Annotated in this window: 9 protein-coding genes; 1 reads left to right on the plus strand and 8 read right to left on the minus strand. The window is 36.1% G+C overall.

Annotated features, from left to right (window positions below):
- Nucleotides 1-9 precede the first annotated feature (9 nt).
- Nucleotides 10-1,530, minus strand: a complete 1,521-nt coding sequence (locus tag BFJ97_RS04105) for a CoA-acylating methylmalonate-semialdehyde dehydrogenase (protein ID WP_068983351.1) — start codon at nucleotides 1,528-1,530, stop codon at nucleotides 10-12.
- A gap of 15 nt (nucleotides 1,531-1,545) precedes the next feature.
- Complete coding sequence (locus BFJ97_RS04110) at nucleotides 1,546-2,439, minus strand: NAD(P)-dependent oxidoreductase (protein WP_083226897.1); 894 nt, start codon at nucleotides 2,437-2,439, stop codon at nucleotides 1,546-1,548.
- Nucleotides 2,440-2,662: 223 nt separating this feature from the next.
- On the opposite strand from BFJ97_RS04110, the gene BFJ97_RS04115 reads away from it, so the two are divergent.
- The gene (locus BFJ97_RS04115) at nucleotides 2,663-3,271 is read left to right on the plus strand and encodes a TetR/AcrR family transcriptional regulator (RefSeq protein WP_068983353.1); all 609 of its coding nucleotides are present in this window, start codon (nucleotides 2,663-2,665) and stop codon (nucleotides 3,269-3,271) included.
- Nucleotides 3,272-3,532: 261 nt separating this feature from the next.
- Here the strand turns inward: BFJ97_RS04115 and BFJ97_RS04120 are convergent, their stop codons facing one another.
- The 6 genes from BFJ97_RS04120 to BFJ97_RS04145 all read right to left on the minus strand — a co-directional run bounded on the left by BFJ97_RS04120 (nucleotide 3,533) and on the right by BFJ97_RS04145 (nucleotide 12,520).
- Nucleotides 3,533-5,539: a GGDEF and EAL domain-containing protein gene (locus BFJ97_RS04120; protein WP_068983354.1), complete on the minus strand. Its 2,007-nt coding sequence runs from the start codon at nucleotides 5,537-5,539 to the stop codon at nucleotides 3,533-3,535.
- Between the two features lie 28 nt (nucleotides 5,540-5,567).
- Complete coding sequence (locus tag BFJ97_RS04125) at nucleotides 5,568-7,724, minus strand: RNA degradosome polyphosphate kinase (protein ID WP_068983355.1); 2,157 nt, start codon at nucleotides 7,722-7,724, stop codon at nucleotides 5,568-5,570.
- A complete protein-coding gene (locus tag BFJ97_RS04130; protein WP_068983356.1) occupies nucleotides 7,714-9,267 on the minus strand; it encodes a Ppx/GppA family phosphatase in 1,554 nt (517 codons plus the stop codon). Before BFJ97_RS04130 ends, BFJ97_RS04125 begins: the two co-directional genes overlap by 11 nt.
- Before the next feature lie 381 nt (nucleotides 9,268-9,648).
- Complete coding sequence (locus tag BFJ97_RS04135) at nucleotides 9,649-10,551, minus strand: chemotaxis protein (RefSeq protein ID WP_068983357.1); 903 nt, start codon at nucleotides 10,549-10,551, stop codon at nucleotides 9,649-9,651.
- Nucleotides 10,552-10,619: 68 nt separating this feature from the next.
- Nucleotides 10,620-11,942 carry an MFS transporter gene (locus tag BFJ97_RS04140; protein ID WP_068983358.1) on the minus strand — a complete coding sequence of 441 codons (1,323 nt, stop codon included), beginning with the start codon at nucleotides 11,940-11,942 and terminating at the stop codon, nucleotides 10,620-10,622.
- Nucleotides 11,943-12,202: 260 nt separating this feature from the next.
- Complete coding sequence (locus tag BFJ97_RS04145) at nucleotides 12,203-12,520, minus strand: winged helix-turn-helix transcriptional regulator (protein ID WP_068983359.1); 318 nt, start codon at nucleotides 12,518-12,520, stop codon at nucleotides 12,203-12,205.
- Between the last annotated feature and the right edge of the window lie 44 nt (nucleotides 12,521-12,564).

Raw genomic sequence — 12,564 nt, forward strand, 5'->3', positions numbered from 1 at the left:
CCGTTTGTATTAGTCGTTATTACTAGGGAATGCAAATGTAGATGCTGTCGATGCTTGTGCTTCCATCCAACGCTCTGATATTGTTTTTGTTTTTGTGAAGAAGCGTGCCTGATCCGGTCCAAACATATGCCCTTCACCAAAACGAGAACCTTTAAATCCAGCGAAATTATGGTATCCAACCGGAATTGGAATCGGCACATTGACACCTACCATGCCAACATCTATTTCTGTTGTGAATTTACGAGCTGCTAGGCCATCATTCGTAAAAATTGTGACACCATTCCCAAGTTCATGCTTATTAATAAGTTGGATTGCTTCATCCAATGAATCAACACGCACAACATTACGAGCTGGACCGAATATTTCTTGCTCATAAACTTCCATGCCTGGTTTTACGTTATCAAGCAATGTTGGTCCTACAAAAAATCCTTTTGATTCTTTCACAATATCAAGTTCACGTCCATCACAAATAACAGTTGCCCCTTCAGACTCACCTCGCTCGATAGCAGCAATAATCGCGTCCTTCGATTGCTGTGAAATGACAGGACCAAAATCAGTCTCTGGATTTGTATATGAACCTACCTTTAAGTTAGCAATTTTCTCCTTTAAAATTCCAACTAGACGATCTGCAGTCTCCTTACCAACAGGCATAATCGTAGAAATGGCCATACAACGTTGAGAGGCCGCGCCATACGCTGCACCAATGAAGGCGTTTGCTACCTGCTCAAGGTCTGCGTCAGGCATGACAACCATATTATTTTTTCCTCCACCAAGTGCAGTAACACGTTTGCCGTATTTTGAACCTGTTTCATAAATGTATTTAGCTACTGGTGTCGACCCTACAAATGAAATCGCTTCTACTATTGAGTTTTCTAAAAGTTCATTGACAGCATCTTTATCACCATTTACCACCGTCCAAATACCATCCGGCAATCCAGCCTTTTTCCAAAGCTCACTAACATATAAGGCTGTCATAGGAACACGTTCAGATGCTTTTAAAATAACAGCATTGCCGACAGCAATTGCCATACTCGTTTGCGCTAACGGCACCATAATCGGGAAGTTAAATGGCGAAATAGCCGCTACTACACCTAATGGATATTTTGCAGAATACGCATTAATTTGACCGCCAACATTAACTGAATATTCCCCTTTCATTAAGTGCGGGGCACCGATTGCTAGATCAACAGATTCTATTCCACGTGTAATTTCACCTTTTGCATCCTCAATTGTTTTACCGCTTTCTGTACAAATAATTTGTAAAAGTTCCTCCATATTTTCAGTAATAAGATTACGGAACTTTAATACAATCTCTGAACGTTTAGCCACTGATGTATCGCGCCATTTCGGAAATGCTGCCTGTGCCTTATTTATAGCCTCTCGAGTTTCTTCTACAGATGCAAGTGGCACTTTGGCAATAACCTCGCCCGTCGTTGGGTTGAATACTGAACCAAAACGATTGCTTTTCCCTTCAACTAATTCCCCACCAATAAAATGCGTTAAAGTTTTAACCTCTTGTGCTGTTGTCATATTTCTTGTCCTCCTTTAAATTTGTTCTATTTTACATTTTTCTTTTAAACTTAAATAAGCGGCAGACATATCATTTTCTCCATAACCCTGTTGAGAAATATCACTGTAAAGATCCACTAATTTTTCCCCGATTCGAAGTGGTACCCCTGCTTCCTCAGCCATATTTTTTGCTAGTTTCAAATCTTTTAATAAGAGATTTGTTGAAAAACCTGGCTGATAGTTTTCATTTTTCATATATTCTACGTAATTACGTTCATAAATACGACTTTGACCATAGCTATTTTTTAAAACTTCATATAGCATATCTGCATGGATGCCCATCTTTTCCCCAAGCACGATTGTTTCAGCGACTGCCTCTGTATAAAAACCAATCATTAAATTATTGAGTAATTTAATACGTGTACCTACACTTGGTGACGTGCCAAGGTGATAAATGTTCTTTCCGACTATTCCGAATATTTTAGACCCTTTTTGATAATCTGCCTCTTCACCACCGACCATTATCGTAAGAGTCGCATGAATTGCTCCAATGACGCCCCCACTAACAGGTGCTCCTAAATAACGTAATCCCAATGATTGTGCTACTTTATGTAAGGAGTCATTTAATTCAGGATTTACAGTACTAAAGTCTATTAATAAACTTCCTTTCTTAGCATGGTGAATGATCCCCTGTTCAGAGTGATATACTTGTTCCACTATTTGTGGTGTCGGTAAACTCGTCATAATGATATCACCTTGTTCAGCAACTTCCTTTGCTGTTGCAAGCCCGACTCCACCTTGGGCTATAAATTGTTCTATTGCCTGTGAATTAGTGTCAAAGCCATAAACCTTATAGCCTGCTTTTAATAAATTGATCGACATGGGTAACCCCATATTGCCTAATCCAATAAAACCCAGATTCTCCATCATTTTAACCTCCCCTGTTTCATGAAAATTCGATGAACACTAGCCAACTCTATTCTTTTGTCGTAACATTAATAACAAGATTCATTAATTGACCGTGGTCATTGACCTCGGTCAATTAAATCATAATAAAATCAAATCCATCTCGTCAATTAAAAATTTTATATTTTCAGAATAGTTTTCACAAAAAATATCCTGAAATATTTAAATTCGGAGGAATAATCGAAATATGAATTCATTAACTAGTCGACAAAAAAAAGCTTTAGAAACACGAGAAAAATTACTAAAAACATCATTAGAGCTATTTAATAAGCATGGATTTGAATATGTGTCTGTTGAACAAATTACTAAAGCATGTAACGTATCGAAGGGAACATTTTACACCCATTTCCCATCTAAATACGATGTTATTTTAGAAAAATTTAAAGAGCTTGATAGTTTTTATAGCACGGTGGAAAAAAATATTGATCGTACCTTACCAGCAAGTGAAAAAATTCTATTACTTTATCAAGAACAAATGAAGTACTTAACCAATGTTGTAGGAAAAGATTTATTGAGAACAATGTATACTGCCGCGATGACAAATCAAGTGGAACAAGATCATTATTTAATTAGTCCACAGCGAAAAATTTTCCAAATCATGGATAATTATATCGAGGAAGGTATTGAACTAGGGGAATTCCGTCAAGATTTGAAGGTTACTCAAATGCAAACAATTATTCGACGTTGTATGCGTGCAAATGTTTATGATTGGTTAATTCATAATGAAGACTTCGATTTAGCTACTGAAATGGCGCAATTTACAACTATTGTTTTAGATGGATTGAAAGTAAAATAAATAGCTATAGTAAAAGGGGTTGCATAGGTGGAAACTGCATGCGCTCTGGTAAAGCCATTATTCGATTGGGTAGCCGGGAAATATGATCCGGTTATGCCCTTTTTTGATCAGTTTGCCCGGAGATGTGATCTGGGTTAGTCCTTTTCCGATCGGGTGGGCACTTTAAGCTCTATTCTGCTCGAGTCCTTCCAGCTTTCCAAGCGTTACAAAAAAGTAGCACTTCATCCAATCCAAAATGAAGTGCTACTTAATCAATTTTCATTAGCTAACAAAATATTTCTCAACAACGGTTTCTACGGGTAGTGGTTTATTATATAAATAGCCTTGCCCTTTTTGACATCGATGGCGTTTTAGAAAATCAACTTGTGATGCTTCCTCAACCCCTTCAGCAACGACCTCTAATCCTAAATTATGAGACATAGAAATAATGGCCTTGATAATGGCTTCATTTTTATCATCTTTTGCAATATCAGCAATAAATGATTGATCAATTTTTATAATGTCTATTGGATAACGCTTTAAATAGCTCAAAGATGAATAGCCAGTTCCAAAATCATCAACCGATACATAAACACCTAGCTGCTTTAACTCAGTTAATATCGAAAAAGTTTCATGAACATTGGTCATAGAGCTTTCGGTAATTTCCACCTCTAATAATTCAGGTGGGACATTATACTTTTTCAAGGCAGTTTTTATTTTTCGAGCAAAGTTTTCTTTTCTAAATTGTTTTGGTGATATATTGATGGCAATTCGTACTGGTCGATAGCCCTTTAGCTGCCACTCTTTTTGATAGCGACACACCTCGTCAATAATCCAATCACCAATTTCAATTATTAAACCGGATGCCTCTGCAATAGGTATAAACTGCGCAGGTGACACAAAGCCAAATATACGATTTTTCCATCGTAATAATGCCTCAAAACTATTTATGCTGTTATTCGTTAAATCCATTTGTGGCTGTAAATGAATACTTAGCTCATTAAATTCGATGGCGCGGCGTAAATGTGCTTCCATTAATGCCTCATTTGGAAAAATAGTTGTCATGTCTTCACGATAGTAACGGTAATGTGAACGACCATGCTCTTTTACAGAAAATAATGCTTTATCTGCCTTGAGTACAAGTGTTTCTAAATCCTTGCCATCTGCTGGACTAAGTGAAATACCGATCGACACGCTAATAAAATACTCCTGCCCATCAATTATGAATGGCTGTTTTAATGCGTCTAAAATAGCGTTAGCAGTATGTTCAATATTATTGAAGGTTGCATCTTTTAAAACAAATATAAACTCATCACTATTATATCGATATAGCGAGCATGTAGAGCAACAGAGCTCACGAAGTCTATGACTAAACATCCGCATAAGTTCATCTCCCTTACTTTCACCAAGGGATTCATTAAACTTTTTAAAACGATCAATATCCACTAAAATAAGAGCTGTTTGCTTATTTTCATGCTCTTTATCATTTAAATGATGTAGCCAATGCTCCTTAAAAGCTTTACGATTCCAAATACCCGTTAATTCATCCATTAACGCTAGATAATAAAAGCCCTCATGATCATTCATAAATGAACTCGCGTCTTTCACAAATAGATGTACACCAATAATTTCACCATTAAAGTAGGTTGGATGCGCTCTTAAATAAAATGGTTCCTTACTTAGCAGTTTTCCCTTAAACAAGCATTTCGGCATACCAAATGCTGAACCCTCAATAGTTTTTGCAAATAGTAATTTAAATTCATCGAAATATTTACTGTCTAATAATGAAAAAATATTTTGTCCTATCAAGCACTGATATTCATTTGACAATAGAGAAGTGGCAACAGCGTTTTGATGAATAATACAACCTTGTAAATCAGTTGTTAATACCGGACTTACATGCTGTTTTACAAATTGCAAATACGGCTCCACTTCATTCTGTTTCTCACGCAGAATAACTGCTACAACTGATTCTTCTAAGTGTTGCACATGAACAATAAATGTTTTTACTTTGTGCTCCGTACATATCTCTAGCCTTTGGTCCATCTTCAATACTTGTTGCAATATATTCAATAATTGCAGCCAGCATTGCTCCGTAAAAAATTGTTCTGCGTTAGTAGCTTTCACATCCTGTAGCTCAATAAATGACGGTAGTTTATCGTTAAAGTTCATGACTTCAAACGTTTTTGTATCAACTTTTCTCAAACATACAACTGCATCGAATGGATTAAGTTGCATGACTTGATGATAGTCTGCAAATTGCGCTACGCTCTCTTTATTTTTTTCCATTGTATCCCTCACTAAATAGCGTGTTCCTTTATTCTTCGTCTAGCGTAGGCTTTAGTGAATCCTTTAGGAAAATTTCCTGACTATTAATTGGATCTTCACTACGATCAAACTCTTTATAATGATATTTTCCATTAGAGTCTTGAATACGTGCTTTTGCTGTATCCTCAAGTTGTTTATTCATGATGTCAATGATACGAGCTTTTGCTTCGGTTGCATATACAGGGAATAAAATTTCTACACGTTTAATCATATTACGAGTCATCATATCTGCAGAAGATAAGTATACTTTATTTTCCCCATTATGATGGAACCAATAAATACGAGAATGCTCAAGGAAACGACCAACAATACTAGTTACTGTTATGTTTTCACTAATTCCAGGGACGCCTGGTCTAAGACAACAAATACCTCGAATGATCAGCTCTACTTTGACACCTGCAATGGACGCCTCATACAGTTTCATCATTAAGTCTTTGTCTGTTAGTGAATTCATTTTAGCTCGAATAAAACCATTTCCATACTTCTTATGACAAGCAATTTCCTCATCCATTAACTTGATAAATTCATCTCGAATATCAAACGGTGCTACGACTAAATGATTGAATGTTGGTTTCTCTGTATAACCGCTTAAATAGTTAAAGAAGTTAGTGGCATCAATGCCAAATTCCTTATCTGTCGTTATGATCCCCATATCTGTATAAATTTTCGCAGTGGCATCATTATAATTTCCTGTTCCAAGATGTACAAAACGCTCAATTTTTCCATTTCGACGACTTACAACAAGCGTTATTTTCGAGTGTGTTTTTAAATTATTCATACCGTAAATAACAAGGCAGCCAGCTTGCTCAAGTTGCTTTGCCCAATGCACATTATTTTCTTCATCAAAACGTGCTTTCAATTCAACTAAAACCGTTACCTGTTTACCATTTTCCGCTGCGAACTTTAATGCTTGTATAATTGGTGAATTGCCACTTACTCGATATAATGTTTGTTTAATAGCTAAAACGTTCGGATTAACGGCTGCTTCCGAGATAAAATCTACGATTGGAACAAACGACTCATATGGGTGATGGAAAAAAATATCTTGTTGCAGAGCTTTTTCAAAAATATTTTCATCCGATTGCAAATCTAAAGGTGGCTGTGGAATAAAGCTTTCATATTCTAAATGTTCTCGACCAACAGATATGCCTTTTACAAACGAGAACATAAATGTTAAATCTAACGGTCCATCAATATGAAAGACATCTGTTTCTTCAATTTCAAATTCATCAAGTAAGTATTTAAGAACTTCCTCGCTCATCTCACCCTCACGAACTTCTAGACGACTGCCTACTCCCCATTTACGTTTTTTCAGCTCTTTTTCGATTTCTACAAGTAAATCCCTTGCGCCTTCCTCGTGAATTGTTAAATCAGCATTACGTGTTAAACGGAAAGCCTGTGCTGACTTAACACTGTAACCATAAAAGAGCTTTTCTATATGCGCTACAATCACGTCTTCTAATAAGACGATCACGGTCTCTCCGTCCGCTGATGGTACTTTAATGTAACGATCTAAAACAGATGGTACTTGGACAATGGCGACCTTTTCACGATTCTCTAAGTCTGCTTCATCTTGCTCTAATAAAACAAGTAAATTTAATGTTTTACCAAACAAAGTTGGGAAAGGACGATAAGCATCTACAGCTACGGGTGTTAAAACAGGGAAGATGGTTTCTGCAAACATTTCATTGACAAATGCTTTTTGTTTACTATTTAAGTCTTTGATGTCAGCAATATGTACATTATGTTGTGGCAATAAATCATATATTAAATGTCTGTATACTTCAGTTTGTCGGCGTACTAATGCCTGAGTTCGCTCTGCAATTTTCGCTAATTGCTCTTTTGGTGTTAAGCCTGACTTGTTTTCAGGTTTATGGAATCCTGCGCGCACTTGATCCTGTAGACCTGCAACACGCACCATGAAAAACTCATCTAAATTCGAACTGAATATTGCTAAAAATTTCAGACGTTCTAACAGAGGATTATTGACATCCTCTGCTTCCTCTAAAACCCGTTCATTAAAGGCTAGCCAGCTTAATTCACGATTATTATAGTATTGCGGCTTAGCAATTTCCTCTAGCAATCGACCTTGTATTTCTGTTAGTTCCTCTTTTTTTAACTGGTTGTTAGTAACTTCAGTTGTCATTATTATTCAACCCTTCTTCAATAAAGTTTATTTTTATAGGTATCTTTAGTGCACGTTCTAGATGTTTTTTATGTCGATTTGCTTGATATTTTTCAGCAGCAGCATTATTTTTCACGTAAATGCTAAGCTGCACATAATCTTCTTCTGTCTGTATCTCAATGGCATGTACAATCTTTCTTTTGGATACATTTAATGCATAGACAAATTTTAAAAGTGCGCCAAAGTCTCTTATTTTACGATACTCCTCACGACTCATCCATTCTGTAAACGGAGCAGCAAATCGTTGATAATAATCTTTATTTTTATACGAGGCTAACAGTGCTAATTTCACACGCTCCTTATGATTTAGCCCATCAATAGATTGATTTGCAATTAAATAAAAGGTATGCTGGCTAGCAGAACTTAACTCAATATACTCTCCAATATTAAAAACTTTCGACGCTCTCGTTAATAATTCCAAATCTTTTTGATTATATTGTGAATAGCCAAGATGGCAACATTCACGGTACAATTGATCCGTTAAATTCATCAAATAGTCCACTTCATCTTCAGTTCTACCATACTGACGAGCCAATCTTCTAGCGTTTCCCTCAAACACATTGTACTTATCAAATGCACTTTCATCTGTTTGTAAAATTCGCTGTATAATAAGTCCCTCACGCAATCCGTTCTTTGTTATCTGGAACGACTCACCGCCAACAACCTCCATTAATACACTGAACACCTCTAATGCAGGGACAATGATATCAGCACGATCCGCCGAAAGCCCATCTAACTGTTTCAATTCATTAAAGCTTAAATTACCTAAAAATATACTGAGCTCCTCTAAATTTTCCTTAGTCATTTCGTAACCATGTACACTTGCGATTGGATATGCATGCTTTTGTTGATGAATTTGAGCAACATTTCGGGCACTACCACCAATAGCGATAATTGGTAAACCGATATCCTGAATCCAAGGAAGTGATTGAAACTGCTCTTTTATAAATGCAATGAGTTCCTTTTTTTCACTGCCATTTATAATATCGCCCTTTACAAAACGTTGCTTTAAAGAAACTGTCCCAAAAGGAAAACTATGAGATGTCTGTAGTTCCTTATTTTTAAAAAGCGTTATTTCGGTACTACCACCACCGATATCAATCGTTACAGCAGACTTTGTGCCTATTGAATGTGCCACAGCAACAAAGCCATAATATGCCTCTTCTTCTTCAGTTAAAAGCTCTACTTGAATGCCTGTCCGTTCCTTCATTAAGGTAATAATTTCTGCTCTATTAGTTGCCTGGCGGATTGCAGCCGTTGCAGCGGCTTTCACATCAGTTACTTCAAAATCATCAAGCATTGCTTTAAAAGTCAATAACGTTTCTGTCAATACTTGTATACCTTCTTCAGACATTTCACCAGAGGGCTGTAAATATGTACGTAAACGTGCAACTGTTTTAATATTTCCAATCTCACGAAGTCCCTCTTCTTTATCGTATTGATACATTACTAATCGAATGGTATTTGAGCCAATATCAATGATAGCTGTTTTTAATTCGTTCAAATAATCACTTCCTTAATGTACATGCATATTATTATTGGTTCTACATCAAATGTTGAGGAGAAGTACAATATTTAGATCCCAAAACATTCCGGTAACTATCCATCCCTTCTACCGACTGACTGCCAAGCCTCCTCGATTTGTGACACAAATGATGTAGGTACTTGGCTAGCCAGTTTTTCTGCAGGAGAGTCGGAGTATTCATTCCATGTTAAATTATTTAGATACCCTTTATTTTACTCGTAGCACCAATATCTATACAAAAAAAGTCGGACCTACTATAGGTATCCGACTTTCTTAAAATTATTAATATACTTTCAGGATACCCATTATTATTATTGTGAAGTATCTTTTCTAACTTTTCCTATTCACGAGTTCGCCTTTTTATAGGATAAGCTGGTCTACTCGTAAAATAAGTTCTGCAATTTCTGGCTTACTAATTTGATCTTCTGCACCTACTTGGTCGCCTTTATGGCGAAGATCATCGGTAATTAAGCTTGAGAAAATAATGACAGGAAGCTTTTGGAGATCTGGATGCTCCTTGATTTTACGCGTTAAATGATGCCCATCCATTTGTGGCATTTCAATGTCCGTCACGACTAATTGAATATGCTCGGATACATCGCTACCAGCTTTAGTGATCGATTCTAAGTATTCATAAGCATCACGACCGTTTTCAAAGAATTCTACATTTTCGTAACCTGCTTCATTCATTGTATCGAATAATAGCTTACGTAATAATGGTGAATCTTCAGCAATTAAAATTCGTTTTTCAGAGCGCTCACGTTTCCCAAGCTTTTTAACAGCTTCTACACTAATACCTGAATCTGGATTAATGTCTACCATAATTCTTTCGAAATCTAGCAATAAAATCATTTGCTCATTTTGCTTAATAACACCAATTACTTGTGATGTTCCTCCTTGATACATATCAGAAGGTTTCTCGATTTGATCCCATGAAATACGATGAATCTGTGTAACGTTATCGACATGGAAGACTACCCGCTGTTTATTAAACTCAGCTACAATATATTTTTGTTGAGGATTACGCTCTGTACTTTGTATGCCTAAAACTCGAAGCATATCAACTACTGGTAAAACCTCACCTCGTAATTGAATAATCCCTTCTACATGCGGGTGCGCGTGTGGAATAAATGTTACTGGAATCGGTTGAATAATTTCTTTCACTTTAATAACGTTAATCCCGAATTTATTGTTAGCTACTTCAAATTCAACAATCTCTAGCTCATTTGTGCCACTTTCTAATAATATACCTTTATGTTCCAAAGCAACCCCGCTCCTTTCTTTTCATCTTCTATTTATAATTCAATTGTATCATAGGCAATACATTTCTCCTACTTGCTATTACCATTTTTATCATGAACTTTTAGATGTATCAATAGACCAATTACCGTCATCACAATTAATGTCGATAACGCAACACGACTTGCTAGCGTTCCGTAATCCTTCATCCATAATGTAACCGTTCCATAAACTGCTGGCCCAATTATGGATGATACTTTACCCGAAAATGCAAACATGCCAAAAAATTGACCACGTTTTTCTTCAGGAGACAACTCAATAATATATGTTCTCGATGTTACCCACATGGATCCTAATGATATACCAAACATACTACCAGCAATCCAGAACATCCATTGCTCTGTAGCAAAGACAGCAAATGCCAAAGCGATAATCATTAAAAGTGCTACCATCGTAATCGCACGTTTAGCTCCGACTGCTTTTGTAATATAGCCAAACGCAATCGAGCCAATAATTGTTGATACAGTAGACACTAAATACAGAACGATAAACTGACCTGAAGTAAAGCCTACAATCGTTGTAGCATATACGGCCATCATCGCAATCGTTGTTGCAATAGCATCATTTAAAAAGAAATAAGCAATCATAAAGGTGAAAATCGCTTTATACTGCTTCATATCCTTAAAGGTTTGAATGATTTCTTTATAGCCATCTAGAAACTTAGTAGATTTGCGTTGAGCCTTAGGAATCGGATGATCTTTATTAATAAAAAATAATGGCAATGAAAATAATAAATATAAAATAGCAGTTGGAATAAAAGCTCGATGAAAATCACTGTTTCCTACATACAAATAAACAAGTAGCCCAAAGAGTGTGCCTAAATAACCAATTGCTACTCCATAACCTGAAATAAGTGGCATTTCCTCTTTTGTCCCTAAATCACCCATCATCGAATCATAGAATACTAGACTTGAATTAAAGAAAAATTTCGCAATGACAAAACTAGCGACAACTAAAAATAAACTAAGTGGGACACCTGAATAATTCGTTGACGTCTGTAGATTCGCAAAAATACCCATAAGGAAGGTAAAAACTATTGAAATAGAGGCAAACCAAACAATAAATTTCTTTTTATAGCCCGTATTATCAATCCATACACCAAAAAGTGGAGAAAAAACGACAAGTAAAAAACTTGCAATGGCATTTGCATACGAGATAAAAGTGCTCGCCACCTGCTGCATGACCTCATTCTTTCCTAAAACCTCATCCATATAAAATGGGAAAAATATCGTATTAATATTTGAAGAAAATATTGTATTCGCAAAATCATAAAATGCCCACGATATAATTGGCAGTGATAAATAAAGAGCTAACTGACTTCGATGCTGTACATCTACTGCAGAACTTTTTTTCATAAAACCCTCCTCCCCATTCTCTATACTATTAAATTAATTTCTTCCTGCATTAAAATAGACCTGATGTTTAAAGAAAATTAATGTTATTTACAATATACACGCAATTCCACTTGACTAACACTTTAAAATGAACGATTCTTCTCCCCTTTTGTAAACTACAAAAGATTTATATGAATACTCATTAAATGATGACTATGGAACTTAGTGACTTTAGTCATCATAAAAAATATCCAAGCCCCCTCGCTTGGATATCCATTGTGCTATTCTTCCGTATTCACCCACACGGAAGACCATTGTTCAATTGCTTTTAGGACTGGTGCCAGTGCATGTCCTTTTTCTGTCAGCTCGTACTCAATCACGACTGGCGTTGATGGAATAACTGTACGTGCCACAATGTGCTCACTCTCTAATTCTTTTAATCTTTCCGTTAACACACGACTGCTAATCCCCAACTGATTTTTAATTGTTGAGTATCGCTGAGGACCTTCCAATAACTGATAAATAAGCAAGGTATTCCAACGATGATTTAATATTTTTAACGCCTTTTCAAATCGTGGACAAATATTTTTTTGCTCCAATTTACCTGCCTCCATAGTATTTCATTCTTATTTAACAGTATATC

This window comes from Lysinibacillus xylanilyticus, assembly GCF_001708185.1.
In the GTDB taxonomy this organism is placed as follows: domain Bacteria; phylum Bacillota; class Bacilli; order Bacillales_A; family Planococcaceae; genus Lysinibacillus; species Lysinibacillus xylanilyticus_A.